Source organism: Pirellulales bacterium (assembly GCA_036499395.1).
Taxonomy (GTDB): domain Bacteria; phylum Planctomycetota; class Planctomycetia; order Pirellulales; family JACPPG01; genus JACPPG01.
The window spans coordinates 1-16,056 of sequence record DASYDW010000004.1 but is presented as its reverse complement, the minus strand read 5'-3'; the positions used below and the strand labels follow the sequence as shown (position 1 = coordinate 16,056).

At 58.6% G+C, this 16,056-nt stretch carries 14 protein-coding genes; 8 read left to right on the top strand and 6 right to left on the bottom strand.

The window, feature by feature from the left end; genetic code table 11:
* Positions 1 to 9: 9 nt before the first annotated feature.
* The 4 genes from VGN12_00630 to VGN12_00615 all read right to left on the bottom strand — a co-directional run bounded on the left by VGN12_00630 (position 10) and on the right by VGN12_00615 (position 4,261).
* The gene (locus tag VGN12_00630) at positions 10 to 942 is read right to left on the bottom strand and encodes a glucosamine-6-phosphate isomerase (protein HEY4307929.1); all 933 of its coding nucleotides are present in this window, start codon (positions 940 to 942) and stop codon (positions 10 to 12) included.
* A gap of 106 nt (positions 943 to 1,048) precedes the next feature.
* A complete protein-coding gene (locus VGN12_00625; GenBank protein HEY4307928.1) occupies positions 1,049 to 2,287 on the bottom strand; it encodes a pitrilysin family protein in 1,239 nt (412 codons plus the stop codon).
* Positions 2,274 to 3,518 carry a pitrilysin family protein gene (locus tag VGN12_00620; GenBank protein HEY4307927.1) on the bottom strand — a complete coding sequence of 415 codons (1,245 nt, stop codon included), beginning with the start codon at positions 3,516 to 3,518 and terminating at the stop codon, positions 2,274 to 2,276. The genes VGN12_00625 and VGN12_00620 overlap by 14 nt, the downstream gene beginning before the upstream one ends.
* 176 nt (positions 3,519 to 3,694) lie before the next feature.
* Positions 3,695 to 4,261: an N-acetyltransferase gene (locus VGN12_00615; GenBank protein HEY4307926.1), complete on the bottom strand. Its 567-nt coding sequence runs from the start codon at positions 4,259 to 4,261 to the stop codon at positions 3,695 to 3,697.
* A 405-nt stretch (positions 4,262 to 4,666) separates the two neighbouring features.
* On the opposite strand from VGN12_00615, the gene VGN12_00610 reads away from it, so the two are divergent.
* From VGN12_00610 to VGN12_00590, 5 genes are all read left to right on the top strand, one after another.
* Positions 4,667 to 5,599, top strand: coding sequence for a zinc ABC transporter substrate-binding protein (locus tag VGN12_00610; protein ID HEY4307925.1), 933 nt, complete (start codon positions 4,667 to 4,669; stop codon positions 5,597 to 5,599).
* The gene (locus VGN12_00605; GenBank protein HEY4307924.1) at positions 5,596 to 6,432 is read left to right on the top strand and encodes a metal ABC transporter ATP-binding protein; all 837 of its coding nucleotides are present in this window, start codon (positions 5,596 to 5,598) and stop codon (positions 6,430 to 6,432) included. The genes VGN12_00610 and VGN12_00605 overlap by 4 nt, the downstream gene beginning before the upstream one ends.
* Positions 6,432 to 7,856 (top strand): iron chelate uptake ABC transporter family permease subunit, encoded by a 1,425-nt coding sequence (locus VGN12_00600; protein HEY4307923.1) that lies wholly within the window; start codon positions 6,432 to 6,434, stop codon positions 7,854 to 7,856. The genes VGN12_00605 and VGN12_00600 overlap by 1 nt, the downstream gene beginning before the upstream one ends.
* Entirely contained in the window at positions 7,849 to 9,150 is a 1,302-nt protein-coding gene (locus VGN12_00595; protein ID HEY4307922.1) for a metal ABC transporter permease, read from the top strand. Before VGN12_00600 ends, VGN12_00595 begins: the two co-directional genes overlap by 8 nt.
* Before the next feature lie 220 nt (positions 9,151 to 9,370).
* Positions 9,371 to 9,592, top strand: coding sequence for a sigma-70 family RNA polymerase sigma factor (locus VGN12_00590; GenBank protein HEY4307921.1), 222 nt, complete (start codon positions 9,371 to 9,373; stop codon positions 9,590 to 9,592).
* A gap of 41 nt (positions 9,593 to 9,633) precedes the next feature.
* Here the strand turns inward: VGN12_00590 and tnpA are convergent, their stop codons facing one another.
* Positions 9,634 to 10,077, bottom strand: coding sequence for an IS200/IS605 family transposase (gene tnpA / locus VGN12_00585; protein HEY4307920.1), 444 nt, complete (start codon positions 10,075 to 10,077; stop codon positions 9,634 to 9,636).
* 825 nt (positions 10,078 to 10,902) lie between these two features.
* Here tnpA and VGN12_00580 point away from each other — a divergent pair.
* Complete coding sequence (locus VGN12_00580) at positions 10,903 to 11,745, top strand: SHOCT domain-containing protein (GenBank protein HEY4307919.1); 843 nt, start codon at positions 10,903 to 10,905, stop codon at positions 11,743 to 11,745.
* 422 nt (positions 11,746 to 12,167) lie between these two features.
* On the opposite strand, the gene VGN12_00575 is transcribed toward VGN12_00580, so the two are convergent.
* Positions 12,168 to 12,428 carry a hypothetical protein gene (locus VGN12_00575; protein HEY4307918.1) on the bottom strand — a complete coding sequence of 87 codons (261 nt, stop codon included), beginning with the start codon at positions 12,426 to 12,428 and terminating at the stop codon, positions 12,168 to 12,170.
* Positions 12,429 to 12,780: 352 nt separating this feature from the next.
* Between VGN12_00575 and VGN12_00570 the strand changes: the two genes are divergently transcribed.
* Together VGN12_00570 and VGN12_00565 are read left to right on the top strand one after the other, a co-directional pair.
* On the top strand, positions 12,781 to 14,226 hold the full coding sequence (locus tag VGN12_00570; protein HEY4307917.1) for a TonB-dependent receptor: 1,446 nt from the start codon (positions 12,781 to 12,783) through the stop codon (positions 14,224 to 14,226).
* Positions 14,227 to 14,555: 329 nt separating this feature from the next.
* On the top strand, positions 14,556 to 16,056 hold a 1,501-nt coding region (locus VGN12_00565; protein HEY4307916.1), incomplete at its 3' end, for a hypothetical protein.

Below are 16,056 nucleotides of genomic sequence, written 5' to 3'. Positions count from 1 at the left end.
GCCTGATTGCTAGTGCATCTCGGCGCCGCAGCTGCCGATGCCGGGCCGATAGAAATTGAACTGCACCTGCGGATGATCGGCCAGCAGCGACATCGGCACAGCAGAGTCCGGCACACGCTTCGAAATCATCAACGTCGTCAGCCTTTGACCAAACGGATTGTCGTGGCAGCCGGCATGCCAGATCGAGACTTTCTCGGAACGCCACGTCTCGGCGGGGCCAACCGTAATAGCATGCGTCGGTACGTTGGTCACGACGCCGCCGCCGGATGTGCGCGCGTTTTGAATGATCGTCATCGGGTGTAGTTCGACGATGCGCGTCGACAGTTTTCGATATTCTTCAGGCGTTGGCGGCTGGTCAAGGTAGGCGCCATCACGCCTCGGCGGATCGTTGAAAGCCCAGTGCTTGACCTCGCCTTGGCCCCCCTGCATGACCAGGCACCGCGCCTGGCCGAAACTTGCGACGTATTCCTCGGGCCGTTCGGTGGGAAAGTGCAGATTCTCGCGCGGCATCCGCAACTCGGGACGAATGCGATCGAAACACAGTTCCATATCGGCCCGCGCAAACGAGAGGGGAAACTCCAGCGGCGCGGCACGTCCGTCGACAACCCATTCGTCCATGCCCCAGAAGTGCGCATGCCGCAGATCGAGTTCCAATTCATTCACCAGCCGTGCCACGAGCGGTAACTGTTCGGTCGGCCCGATTGGACCGCAAATACCGGCGGGCTGGCTTTCGGTTGCGGCGCGCCAACTGGTGATGTATTCCAGCGCCTCGGCCAAATAAAAGTCTTCGAGCGTGTCGTAAAAACGAACGGTAAAACCGGGCCGACTCAGGGCGAGCAAATCTTCGGCCGAAAGCCGCGCGGCATCGTCAAGAATTTCGCGGTCGAGCGTCGTGTAGTCCCACCACTCAGAACTGATCTTGCTCAAAGGGCGTGCCGGCATACTTCGAATTCTCGCTCGTCAGGTACGTCACAAGATAGCCCGGCCGATCATCTCTGCCGGGCGGAGAAGCAACGCAATCAATCTCTCCGCAAAGCGATCGCGCGTGCTACTGCGGCTGAGCCACGTCAGCGGCCGGTCCCACCGTCACGGTTGTGCTCTTCGTCAGCGGAAACTGCTTGAGCACCGCGGCGATTTCGTCCGTGGTCACCGCGTCGACCGTGGCGAGATCGTCACGCACCGAGCGGTATTCGTGCCGATGCATCCAATTGGCGCCGACGTTGAACAATCGGCCGCGGGGACGCTCACTGGAGAGAACAACGCGCGAGTTGATTTTGCTTTTGGCCTGATCGAGCTCTTGCTCGGTGACACCGTGCTTTTCGACTTCCCGGTACATGTCGAGCACCGTCTGCAGGTTTTCCGTGGCGCCGTCGGGCGCGCAGCTTAAATAGGTCATGTACATGCCGGTGCCCTGATAGTCGTAATGGCCAATGCTGGCATGTTCGGCCAGGCCAGGGTCGACCAACGTCCAGAACAATCGACTCCCGGAATCGTCCCCCAGGATCGTGGCCAGCAGCTTGGCGGCGAATCGTTCTTTCTGTGTAGCACTTGGGCCATTGGCAAGTTGAATAACGTATTGCTGAGTCACGCCATCCTTGACCACGCGTTCGAAAACACACTTTGCCCCGGCCGGGGCAATATTGCGCGGGGCGGTAGCACGTTCCCAAGCGCCGCAGCTCTGTTCTGCCGATTTCACCAGCGCGTCGAAGTCCACCCGTCCCGAGGCGACGAGCGCAATGTTCGTCGGGCAATACCGCTTCGTGAAATACTCGCGCATCGCGGTCACGGGCAACTGGCCGACGCTCTCGAGCGTCCCCAGCACGCTATGCCCAAGCGGATGATCGCCGAAATGAATTGCCTTGCATCGATCGTCCATGCCGAACGGCGGCTGATCCTGGTACATCTGGATCTCTTCCAGGATGACCTGCTTTTCGGTGGTAAAGTCCGCTTCGCGCAAGGCGGGCCGCATGATGTCGGCCAACAGCTCGAGCGCCTGCCCTTGAAATTCTGGCAATACCGCAGCGTAGTAAACCGTCTTCTCTTCGCTAGTAAAGGCATTGTAGTGGGCCCCCATCTCGTCGAATTCACGGTTGACGTCATCGGCCGAGCGGCGCGCCGTTCCTTTGAACAACATGTGTTCCAGAAAGTGGCTGACACCGGCCACGTCGGCCGATTCGTCGCGCGCGCCGGTCTTCACGAAGAAGCCCAGCGCCAGCGAGTGCGCGCGATCGTTGCACTCAGCGACCACTTCCAATCCATTGGGCAGCACATGCTCACGAAACTCCAACGGGCACCTCCAGGGGTTTTGGTCCCAGCGTAACGATCGTGAAATCCTGCGGCGGATGCTCTGACAAGAAGGCGTTGATGCTGTCTCGCGATAAGCCATCGACCAGGGCCGCCACCTCGTCGAGTGTCCGCACCCGGCCCAGGTAGTACCAATCGCGGGCGATCGCGGCGCTGCGTGCCGAGGTCGATTCCTGCTGCATAACCAGCCCGCTTTTGATGCGCGCCTTCAACCGGGACAACTCTTCGGTCTCGATTCCCTTACTCAGCCGGATCAATTCCCCGAGCGTGACGTCTAGCGTTTCCTGGGCGCGCTCGGCGCTCGTGCCGGCATAACAAAGCACGGCGGCCCGATCGCGCAGCGACTGGTGCGAAGCATAAACGCTGTAGCACAAACCTCGCTTCTCGCGAACCTCGGTGAACAGCCGGCAACTCATGCCGCCGGACAGCACGCCCACCGACCCCCAGGCCTGAAAGTAATCAGGGTCGCGGTAAGGGACGCTGCTGTACGCGATACCGATTTGCGTTTGATTCGATTCCTGCTCCAAGTGTTCGATCCGTGTGCCGGATTTACCGAGCGTGGGCTCCGTGGCTGGCTGCTCGGACCAATCTTCGTAAAGCCCGGCGATATGGTCGCGAACGGCGTTCCAGTCGAACCGGCCGGCCACACTGATGATCGCTCCATTGGGGCGATAGTGGCGCTTGACGTGCTCTTTGATCTGCGTCAACTCGATCGCCTCGACCGATTCTTCACGCCCTTGGCTGGGGCGCCCCCAGGGCGAAGGGAAGTGGCGTCGCCGTAATTCGAGCATCACCTTCTGCGCCGGGTCATCTTCGATCGAACTCAGTTCATGCAGCACCACGGCCCGCGAAGCCGAGACCTGATCGGCCGGTAGTCGAGGCCGTCGCAGCACGTCCGCATAGATCGAAAGCGCCGGAAAAAGATTGCGCGCGAGCGTCGCGCCGCTGAATCCGGTATGGGCGTCGGACACATTGGCATCACGTTCGACGCCCAAATTATCCAGATCCGTGACGAACTGCCGGCTGTCGCGGTCGCCAGCCCCGCGCAATGCCAGTTCGCAGCTCATGGTACTCAGGCCGGCGTACTCTTCCGGTTCATAGGCCGTCCCGGCGGGTACACGTATCGAAAAGGCGGCCGACTCGACCCCCTCCATCGGCTCGCCGAGCAGAACCAGTCCGTTTTTCAGGGTGTGCGTCAGTATCGGCTCGCTCACGCGCTATTTCTCCGTCAATGACGCTTGCGCGCCCGGCCGTCCGAGTGAAGTGAATACGCCGACCGCAAATAAAAATGCAGCGAGCGGTAGAGCCCTCGAAATCCCCAGCAAGAAGCTAGAGCCTAGCCGTACCCAACGAGAATGGCAACCGTACTGGCCCCGCGCGCGCTGACGAACTATCGCGCGCCGACCGACGGGCTTTCGACGGCTTTATAGACGGTCCGCGCCTTGTGAAATCCGATGCGCCGGTAGAGCCGAATCGCACCATCGTTTTGCGCCGTCACTTCGAGATACGCGCGCCTCAGTCCCGCCGCGCGAAATCCGGCCAGAGCGGCCAGCATTAACGCTCGCCCGAGTCCCTGGCTGCGATGCTCCGGTGTGATGCCAAGATTCTGAATCGCCCCCAGGCCCGATCGGTCGCGAATCCCTTGGATCGTTCCGCAATACTCCAGCGGTTGATCAAATCCATCGGTGGCCGCGAGCCACGTCGCGCCGGGAAGAAATCCATCCTTCAAGCTGATTTCGCGCATTAGCCGCTGACAGCCGTCATGCTCACCCAGGCAGGGAAAGACGTTGGCGTCGATGCCGTTGCGGAAGCTTAGAAACTTCGCCTCGGCATGGGCCGACAGCAGATCGCTGCGCCAGGGAACGAGTCGATATCCCAACGCCACTTCAGGCGCAGGCAGGTCCCGGTCGAGATCAATCTCCATCCGGAAACGCTTGAAATAGGTCAGTCCCAACATGGGGCTAGCCCCTGCGGCGTTCGACTTCCAGGATCGCACAACACCCGCCCGCTCCAGACATCGTATCCCTGGATCGCAGACCGGTCAAATTCTCGCAACTCGTTGGTATCGCTCTTGATGCACTGCGCCTGATCATCTACGAAATTCCAGCCCGCGACAAATAGCATCATCGGCTCGTTGCTGATCGCACTCGGCACTTACCCGTCGCCACCCCGGACAACCGGCATACCAGAGGAAATGCGATCCTTCCGCAGGACAAGGAAAGTCGACTCCGCCCGAATTCATTTTTTGATTAATCAAAATTTTATTTTTCTCCCATTGAATAAAACGGTTCTTCACCGCATAATTCCCTGGCGAATCCATGGTCCACGATGCAAGCGATCGTGCGAATCGTAGGGAGCTTTTGTGACGCGTCTCATCATCGTCGTTCTCACGCTGTGCATGCTGGCAACTTCCGGGTGTACGGATTTTGCCGACTTCGGAACGGATGATCAGCGAATTCGCGTCGTCTGCACCACCGGCCAAGTGGGAGATATGATCGCCCACCTCGGCGGCGAGCATGTCGAGGTGCGCACCTTGATGGGGCCAGGGGTCGATCCGCATCTCTATAAGGCGACCCCGGGCGATATTCGCTTGCTGAAGCGGGCCACGGTCATTTTCTATAGCGGGTTGCACCTGGAAGGACGATTGGCCGACGTGCTCGAGAAATTCTCGGAGCGCAAACCCACGTTCGCCGTCAGTGACGAGATCCGCGAATATTCACCCGACCGGCTCAGGCGGGCCCCGGAATTCGCTGCCAGCTACGATCCGCACCTTTGGTTCGATGTTGGTTTGTGGGCCGATTGTGCGGACTACGCGGCGCGAAAACTGATCGAGGTCGATCCCGCCCATGCGGACGACTATCGCCGCCATGCCGATGCGTACATCGCCGATTTGCGTGCCTTAGATCAGCAGATACGTCGCCGGCTGGCCGAAATCCCGGCCGAGCGGCGCGTGCTCGTCACGGCGCATGACGCATTTGGTTATTTCGGCCGCGCCTACGACGTTGAAGTACACGGCCTGCAAGGGATCAGCACTGCCGACGAGGCCGATTTAGGAGCCATCAACGAGTTGGTACAGATGCTCGTCGCGCGCCACGTCAAAGCAGTATTCATCGAAACCAGTGTGCCTTCGAAAAACATCCGCAGCCTGATTCAGGGATGCGACGCGGCCGGCCACGAGTTGGCATTGGGAGGGGAGTTGTATTCGGACGCCATGGGCCCGGCCGGAACGCCCGAGGGAAGCTATATCGGCATGATCCAATACAACGTCGATCAGATCGTCGGGGCCTTACGATGAAACGAGATGCCGAGGAAAACGCCGCGTCTCCCAGAATCGCTCATGTGCCACTGACGGACACTGCGTCCACCGTCCCACCGTTGGAAGTGCATGACATGACGGTCGCCTATCACCGCAAACCGGTGTTATGGGACATTGACCTGGTCGCCCCTGAGGGACAATTGATCGGCATCATTGGGCCCAATGGAGCAGGAAAAAGCACGTTCATCAAAGCCGTGCTGGGTCTGACCCCTTTGGCAAGCGGGAAGGTGCGCATCTACGGACGTCCCTATGCCCAACAGCGTCATCTGGTCGGATACGTACCGCAACGAGAAACCGTCGACTGGGACTTTCCCGTAACCGCGCTCGATGTGGTGATGATGGGAACCTATGGCCGATTGGGATGGTTTCGTCGACCGGGTGCCGCCGAACGGCGCGTCGCGCTGGAATGCCTGGATCAAGTCGGCATGGCCGGCCTGGCGGATCGTCAGATCCAACAGCTTTCTGGTGGACAGCAACAGCGCATCTTTTTGGCGCGAGCGCTTGCCCAAGATGCGCAGATCTATTTCATGGATGAGCCCTTTGCAGGCGTGGACGCCTCGACCGAACAGGCCATCGTCGCGCTTTTGCAAACGTTGCGCAATAGCGGCAAGACCGTATTCGTCGTACACCACGAGTTGCAAACGGTACGCAACTACTTCGACTTCGTCATTCTGCTCAATTTGCGTCTGGTGGCGGCAGGCCCGACAGCGACGACTTTTACGAAGCAGAATCTGCAGCAGACGTATGGCGGTCGCCTCACGATCCTGGACGAAGCCGCCGAGGCCGTGCGCTTGGGAGAACGGCCGCGGTGATGGCACTCTCGAACACGCTGTTGGTCATGCTCGGCACATCGTTGCTGGGCGCCATTGCCGCGATCGTCGGGAGCTTCGCTGTGCTACGCCGCCGGGCATTGGTCGGTGACTTGCTCGCGCATGCGGCGCTACCCGGATTGTGTGCGGCATTTCTGCTGATCGGATATCAGCCGCTCGCCCGTCGGCTTTTCGGTACATCGTCCGAAGCCGGAAACTGGCAGTTCAGCCTCATGCTGTCCGGCGCCTTTGTCACTGGATTGATGGGCGTTGCTTTGGTGACACTCGTCTGCCGTTACACCCGCACCAAGGAAGATGCCGCGATCGGCATCGTATTGAGCACTTTTTTTGGCGCGGGAGTCGTGCTATCGAGTGTCATTCAAAATCTCCCCACCGCCAGCAGCAAGGCGGGCCTGCAGACCTATATCTACGGCCAGGCGGCCGGCATGACGCGCGAGGACGTGTGGTTCATAGCTGTGGTCTCGGCCGCCTGCCTGATATTGGTCGCGCTGTTGTACAAGGAGTTTCAGGTTTTCAGCTTCGACCCTGGATTCGCTCGCGCGCAAGGCTGGCCGACGCTAGCCCTCGATATGGCCATGATGGGCGTGCTGGCCCTGGTGACGGTCGTCGGCCTGCCGACCGTCGGCGTCGTGTTGATGGCGGCGATGCTGATTATCCCGGGAGCCGCGGCGCGCTTTTGGACAAACCGGCTGGGGACCATGTTGCTGATCGCCGGTTTGATCGGCGCGGCTTCTGGAATCGGGGGAACCCTGATTTCAGCCGGCATGTTGGAAGGGCTCTTGGGATTCGATCCACTCGCCTTTGGGCATAACACGCGTAACCTGCCCACCGGACCGGTGATCGTGCTTTGCGGCACCGCGTTGTTCGTAATCTCGATGCTGTTCGCGCCGCAACGGGGTGCAATCGCTCGCCTGGCGCGAATCGTCGGAGTCCGCAGCCGCATCGGCCGCGAGAACCTGCTTCGCTCACTGTATGAGCTGTCGGAATCGGCGCTGCCGGACCGCCCGTCGATTGGCTGGCAGCAACTCGTCGAAGAGCGCTCCTGGACGGCCGCGAGCGTTCACCGTTTGGCGCGATGGGGAAAAAATGCCGGCCTGATCGAATACACGCCCGCAGGCGCCCGACTAACCAGCGCCGGTCAAGCGCAGGCCGAGCGATTCGTGCGTGCGCACCGTTTGTGGGAGATGTTTTTGATCTCCGGTGCGGACATAGCACCCGATCACGTCGACCGCGATGCCGATTCCATCGAGCACTTCCTGACGCCGCAAATGGTCGAAAGTCTGGAGGCCCAACTAGCAGCCGCTGGCAAGTTACAAACAACGCCGGGGACCGTGCCCGTCTCACCGCATGATCTTCCCGGCGCCGCCGACCCACGCTCCCCGGCACAGGAGCGCACGGGTGGTTAGCTGGTTTCACACGCTCGACGCGCAGGTGCAGGATGCCCTCCTGGTCATCGGCATTGCGTCGCTCACTAACGTGGCCTGCGCCCTCTTGGGCTGCTATCTGGTGCTGCGCCGGATGAGTTTGCTCGGTGATGCGCTATCGCACGCCGTCTTGCCGGGCCTGGTCGTGGCTTTTATTGCGGCCGGCAGCTTGAACATTGTGTATATGTTTGCCGGCGCGCTGGCCGTGGGCCTACTGACGACGTTTTTGACGCAGACCATTCATCGCCAAGGAAACGTATCGGCCGACGCGTCGATCGGCGTGGTCTTCACCTCGTTGTTCGCACTGGGCGTAATCCTCATCAAGCGATATGGCCAGGGTGTCGACCTCGATCCGGATTGCGTCCTGTACGGGCAGATCGACCTCGTCGAGTTCTACACGGTTCCTTTGTGGGGCTACGAAGTGCCTCGCGCCCTGGTTTCGATCCTGCCAGTTCTCCTATTGAACATCGCCGTCATCGTCGTGCTTTGGAAAGAGTTGAAAATCAGCTCGTTCGATCCCGCGCTCGCCACGACAATGGGCATCAACGCCGAGCGGCTCTTCTACTTGCTAATGGCGCTCGTGGCCCTGACGACCGTGGCCTCGTTCGAACAGGTTGGTTCGATCCTCGTGATCGCCATGCTGATCGTGCCCGGCGCAACGGCCCACTTGCTCACCGATCGTTTGAAAACCATGATGCTCCTCGCGTCACTCGTGGCAGTCGTGTCGGCCGTGCTGGGGTACTTCCTTTCGATCGCCTGGAACGTCTCGGCCGCTGGCCCAATGGCGGTCGTCGCAGGGGGCTGCTACTTCACGGCGGCGGTCGCCTCGCCACGATACGGAATCCTGGCTGCGTTTCTGCGCAATTTGCAGATATCTTTGCGCATCGCGCGCGAAGATTTGCTCGCCATGCTCTATCGGCTGGAAGAACTGCACGTCCAGCGCCGCCTCAGCCCGCACGAGGCCGCCAAAGCCATTGGCGCAGGCATGCTGGGCGATGCCGGCCTGTGGTCTCTGCTGAGACGGCGCGACGTGGCCCGAATCGAAGGCAAGCTGGAACTGACCGATCGCGGTCGGCAGCGCGCGGCCGAATTGGTGCGCTCACACCGCCTGTGGGAGGCTTACCTGGTCGAGCATCTCGGCCTGCCGCCGGACCATGTCCACGATCCGGCCGAACGAATGGAGCACTTCATCGACTCCCGTCTGCAGGAGCAGATCGTGGCCGATCTCAGTGATGCGCAAAAGGACCCTCACGGCCGCGAAATACCGGGGGGCTAGCGGCGGTCCAAAGCCACGCCCTATGCTGCCAGCCAATTGAGCGCTCACGGCAGCGTTCGCCACCCCCTCTCGCAGACCCTGCGTTGCATTGGCCGCAACGCCGCCCGCCAGGAAGTACTGTAACTATTCTTGATTTTGTCTTTGAGAGGCTGCGCGAGTCAGGCGTCTAATTCAAGAGACGAGCGCCCCAATAGCGCGAGGGAGCAACAAGAGGCGACTCGTGGCGGACTCCTCCGAGCTTGACCGACTGGCTCAGGAGCATATGCCGGCAGCACTACGGTTTGCCGTGCGCCTGACGGCAGATCGGGAGGCCGCTGAGGATCTGGTTCAAGATGCCTTGCTGCGTGTGGCACGCGGCTGGCAGAAGTTTCGCGGTGACTCCACGTTTCGTACCTGGTTCTTTCGCGTCTTGACTGAACTACTACCGGCTGGAAGCCGGTAGGTTGAAGGAGAATCGTGAACTCCGGACTGGAAGTCCTCCGCTCACGATTTGGTAATGCGGAAATTATCGCCGCCGTCGTCCGGCTCGGTGCCGTCCTGTTGGCGGATGTATTCTTGAATCACCTCGTCTGTCACGTTGCCGCTGGACGCCACAAAGTAGCCGCGGGCCCACAAATGCCGTCCCCAGAACGCCTTTTGCAAGTGCCGGAACTCCATCAGCAGCTTGCGGGAGCTTTTACCTTTGATGTACTGCATTATCTTGCTCGGCGACACGTTCGGCGGGCAAGACAATAGCACATGCACATGATCGCGAGACACCGATCCTTCCAGGATCTCTAGCTCGTTGGTACGACAGATCTCTCGCACTAATTCGCGGAGTCGAACACCCACCGCATCGACCAGAAGAGGTTTGCGATACTTCGTGATCCACACGAAATGGTACTTCAGGTCGAAGCGACTATGCGAACCAGTCCGGTACTTTTCCATCACCCGATCATAGCAAACCGAAAAACCTCAAGGGTTCGCCTGACGGCGAGGGATTTAGACCCATCGCATGGACATTAAAAGCTGAACTACCTCCTGCGACTTTTGGTCTCTCGAATAATCGTCCGTGCCGAAGGCGACGATGATTCCGTGATGCCAAAGGAGTGCGCCACGGGGCATCTCGGCGACGTGTCGCGTTAGGTAGTTTGCCACACGGATTGCTTCAGCATCCCAGTCAATTTCAAGCACGTCTAATTATCTCTTTGAACCCACTCGATGGAGTTACGTCGCGCCGCTCTGAATCATCATCTCAAAGTCGATCACCTCTTCCAAGAACCGGGTTCGCACTCGCTCGCCGATGCCGGCAAATCGTGCAAACTTGCTTACGCGAGGAAGAATGGGAAGACACAGATCAAGAGTTTTTCACCGTCATTTCCAAGAGAATACCCCTAGGAGGGGTTAATCGTTCCATTACCGACCGAGGCCCCTTCGAAGGGGGGAACCCGCTCAGGAAACGCCCTCCTTACGTAGTTGGACCGTTGTCCCATCGGCTCATGATCTAACTTATCCATGCCGTACCAGGGGCCGTCATCCGTCTCAAATAACGGTGGTATTTCGGGAGTACCAGCTTACGTATGACTTGATGACACAGCCGAGGGAGCAAACGCGGTGTGAGGTAAAGAGGCGCGACAGACCTCCCCGACGCCACTTTCGCGGCCGGCGTCATTTGCTAAGCTGAGACCCGATGCAAAGTCATTTCTACCGATCAATAATCACGACGTTAGCCGGGTTCTTGGACGGCAGCGCCCAGACCCAGAAAAACCGAAAATGCAACAACTTACCCCCGAAGGGCAACGCATTGCGAATGACTTGGCCCAGCGGTATGGCTTTAGCGTCGATGCGGTCACTCACATGCTGTTCGCCGTCCTCAACGGCAATGGACGAATGGCCCAGTTCAGCCATCCTGAATTCGGCGGCTCGGGCCAATGGATGCAGGGTGGCATGCTTATGCTTGGCGACATGTTCAACTACTCACTCAAGGGTCGCGTTGACGGCCTGTGCTATGACATCTCCAACATCCTTGCCAATCAACCCGGCTTGCTGCAGTCAGGTAGTTTCCAGTCCCAAAGCCAGAGTGGCAGCGGACACCAAAACCAAACGAGCGGTGCATCTTTAGGCAATTCCAGCCTGTTCGTTCCCGATCCGAATGACAACTGGTGGCCCTCTGAGTTCGGCTCGCCAAACGCAACCGGCGTACAGAACAACGTTCGGTACGCCTACTTTGCTGTCGCGCGGCGCCTGGCGGTCAAAACGGGTGGCGATGTTTGGGTCTACGACACGCTCGATCACCAGATTGGCGGTTTTTCTCAGCAGCAAGGCCAAGGCGGTTCGATCGCCTTCAGTAGCCAATACGGCACGGTGAACTTGGGAAGCCTGCCGGTTGTATTGCGCAATGGTCAGTCAACCCAGTCAATGCCGGCAGCACAGGCAATGCCGACCACGCAGCCGCTTGTGCAGGGTTCGGTCCCGGCAGCAGCGCAAAGCGTGGGTTCAATGTCTCACTCCGGCATCCTGGATGCCATTGAACGCCTGGGCGAGTTGAAGGCGAAAGGTTTTATAACGGACGAAGATTTTACGACAAAAAAAGTGGAGCTGCTGGGACGGCTTTAATTTTGGCCGACCCGCTCGCCCGCTAGTGCTCGTCAATTGGCGAACGGGTGACAGCGACTAGGACTGATTGGCTGGCAGCGGGGCGGCTCGGGCTCCGATGGAAAGCATACCTGTTGGCACTGCACGGCGTGTCGATTTCTTTTGGTGCTTCTACCAGGTATGGGATGACTTTCTGACGCGCGCACTGCATCATCAAACGTTGGTTTTATGAGTGCCGCGATTCGTACGCGATGCTGGGAATCACGCCCCCTTCCGTTGCCTGAAGTACGCTGGGGAGTCTCCCCGCAGTTCTTGCAAGGCTCCATCCCTTGGATTCGGGGATAAGCGTGAGTTTCGATCGTTCGCGAAGACCGCGCCCCCATCCAATCGGCGGCTAAGCTGAAACCGAGGGCATTTAATGGGCTTATCCTAGCGACCCGCAATCACGATTGCAGCTTGAGCATCGGCTCATCTGCCCTTCTGCAACGGCACGCATCACGCGCCAGCATGTGCCGCAAGGAGTTCAACCAGTTCGTCGTCGACGGCAGGCTCAGTCGTTCCTGCGAGTTGATAATTCCATCTCCATTGCCGTCGCCCGGCAACACGTTGAACACAAAGTTGAAGTCACCTCCCGCCGTGCCGTTTCCGGACGGGTAGTTACTTGTGCCATTGGTCCAGTCGCCGTCGAGTGATTTCGCGATCAAACGGTTGGGTAAAGATTCAAAGTCCTATAGATATATGTTCGGGTCAGGATAGCTGCTCAGCGTTCGGAAATATTCGTGCGTAGTTTTCGATGGCCGCAGCCCGTTCAGGGCGGAGTAACAGAAACACTGCTGAAAATGATTCGTTTTTCCGCGACGTAATTGGCGGGTACCGCAAAGTTCCTGATTGACAGTTCTCGACAGGTCTCATTCAATATTGCGAGTATCTAAATCTGCAAAACAGTACGGTCTCGTCCGATCAGGTCCTAGCTTCTCACGCGTAGCCGACGAGCGCACAATCGCCTTGCACGTTTTGGTTTTTTCACCTTCGCCTCTGTCATAATCATTTGCCGCTATGTCAAACGATAATCCGAATACCGAGCGTAAGGCGCTGAGCATTAACCTAGACCTGCGCCGCTACGGCACCTTTGCCGAGATCGGCGCTGGACAGGAGGTGGTGCGGTGGTTCTTTCGCGTCGGCGGTGCTGCAGGCACGATCGCCAAGAGTATGTCCGCCTACGACATGGCCGTAAGTGATGCGGTGTATGGCGAATGCGAGAGGTATGTATGCCGGCAGCGGCTGGAATCGATGCTCGACCATGAACACGAGCTGAACCTTAGCCGATTGCGCGAGAGCCGAGGTGACACGACCTCCTTCTTTGCATTTGCTGATACGGTTTCGGCGAGAAACTTCAAGGGCACTAATGAATGCCATGGCTGGATGGGTGTCCGCTTCCAGGCGCATCCGCGCGACCAGGACAGTCAAATCATCCTCCATGTACGGATGCTTGACACCGAAAATGCTCTGCAGCAGGAAGCGCTGGGAATAGTAGGCGTGAATCTCATCTACGGTGCCTTCTGTCTCAATCACGAGCCCGACAAACTTGTCGAGTCGCTGCTCGACGACCTCAGCACGAGACGCATCGAAATCGACATGATCGAATTTTCGGGCATTGCCTTCCGGCAGGTCGATAACCGGGTAATGAGCTTGCGACTCGTGCAATTGGGCCTTAGCAATGCGGCCATGTTTTCGGCCACGGGCGAAGTGCTGCAACCATCTGAAGTGCTGTACAAGAAGCCGATCCTTGTCGAACGCGGAAGTTTCCGTCCGGTAACGCACGTCAACGTCGATATGCTTCGCTCGGCTCACGAAAAGTTTTCGCGCGAGCCCGAAGTGGAGGGAAAGCCCGTCGTGTCGCTGATGGAAATCACGATGCACAACCTGCAGGCTGCCAGCGGGCAGACGAGCGGCACAATCGACCTGCGCGACTTTCTAGCCCGCGCCGATATGCTGGCCTCCTGCGGCAAAACGGTGCTTATTTCCGATTACTTCGAGTACTACCGCTTAGCAGCGTATCTAGCCCGTTACACGAAGGAGAAGATCGGTATCACTATGGGGGCCGGCAGTCTTTGCGACCTGTTTGACGAGAAGTATTACGCGCGGCTAGACGGCGGAATTCTCGAATCGTTTGGACGCTTATTCAAGAATGATCTCAAGCTGTATATCTACCCGCTAATGGACCGGCAAACAGGAGCTCTGACAACTGTCGACAACTTAAAGGTGGCCCCGGAGCTGCGCAACCTGTTCGAGTATTTGGTTCAGCGCGGATGCATCGAGCAATTGGGGAATTACAATCCTGAATACCTGTCGATTTTTTCGCGCGATGTTATTGCTCAGATCAAAGCCGGCGATCCCTCATGGAGTGACCACGTGCCCAACGAAGTCGCTGAAGTAATACGACTCCACGGCTTCTTTGGCTACCGGCGACCAATCCCCGCCAAAGAGCTGACCGGCCTTTGACGGGATATGAAGTCCAATCAAACCCATCATTGACAACCAAGATGCCCGAGCTGCAACTCAATCGTTGTCGAGCCGCGGTTATCCGAGCGTAACCAACGCGCTGCATATTTTGCTCGCCGGTCGCGCGCTGCCAGCCCATCTCTGTTTCCGTCGACGCGCCGCCCTTCACCATTTCACGCCTTGTCGGCTCGTCGCGATGCTGCGATCAGAATTTACTAGACATTTGCACCGAGGTGCTTGATACTCCCTTCTGGCCAACGCTATTGGCGCCGGCGGAGCGACGGTACGGGCCGTTCCAAACCGTGACAATAGAGCCTGGTGAGTAGCACATGTGGTCACCCAAGCGGTCTGCGTCGCGCCCACTGAGTGTACGCGCGCATGTCACTCCCGCCCCTCAATCCGAGGCCGCCAGCCCCCAACGACAAAAGACCGACGCATCCGGCGGCATCGCAATTGACCCGCCGCGCCATCAGACATTTTGGCTGTGGGTGATGTGCCTGACGGGTGTCGATTATTTCAGCACGCTGGCCTATCAGCCGTCGATCGCGTTCGAGGCGGCTGGGCTGTTGGCGCCCTTGACCACCATCGTGCTCGTGGTGGTGACACTCTTTGGTGCGCTGCCAGTATACGCGCACGTGGCTTCATGCTCGCCCAACGGACAAGGATCGATCGCCGTCCTGGAACGATTGATGCATGGCTGGACAGGCAAGGCCATTGTGCTGGCGCTATTGGGATTCGCCGCAACCGACTTCGTCATCACCAAGACACTTTCGGCAGCCGACGCCGCCGTACACTTGATGGACAATCCCATCTGGCAGAACGCTCCGTCGTTCATCCGTGAAATGACCGAAGTTCAGCAGCGCAACTGGCTGACCATGACGTTACTAGTTATCCTGGGCGCCACGTTCATACGTGGATTCAAGGAGGCAATTGGCCTGGCCGTAGTCATTGTCGGCGGCTATTTGATTTTGAACGTGCTGGTTATCGGCAGCGGTTTAACACACCTTTTTGCCCACCCCGAGTACTTGCACGACTGGTACTCAAACGTCGTTGCGGGAAATTGGTATTTGGAGAATAGCCCGCTCACGGGTAAAGGCGGGTGGACCATCTTGGCCATCAGCTTGCTACTGTTCCCCAAGTTAGCGCTGGGGTTAAGCGGCTTCGAGACCGGGGTGGCCGTCATGCCCTTGATTATCGGCCATCCCGATGACACCACTGAAAACCCGCGCGGCCGGATTCGCAACACGCGCAAGCTTCTGATCACAGCAGCCGTGATCATGTCGATCTATTTACTAGCCTCGTCTCTGGTTAGCACTACACTCATTCCGCCCGACGCATTGCGCAAGAATGGGCCGGCTGCGGATCGCGCGCTGGCCTACCTAGCGCACGGCGAAGGGCCAGCCGTGATCAATTCAATGTTCGGCGAAACTTTCGGAACGATCTACGACTTGAGCACGGTTCTGATTCTGAGTTTTGCCGGCCTCAGCGCAATGGCAGGGCTATTGAATCTGGTACCTCAATACTTGCCACGATACGGCATGGCGCCCGAGTGGTCGCGAGTGGTGCTTCCGCTCGTCGTATTGTTTACGGCAATCAATCTGTTCGTCACTTGGATGTTCGAGGCCGACGTCGGGGCCCAAGGGGGCGCCTATGCCACTGGCGTGTTAGTATTGATTTCGAGCGCTTGCCTGGCGACGGTAATCGATTTGTATCGCCAGCGTACCGGGCACTGGGTGACGCGGACGCCTTGGATTTTTGTGTTCATTACGCTGGTGTTTTTTTTCACAACCGCGGCCAATATGATCGAGCGGCCCGACGGCATCAAGATCG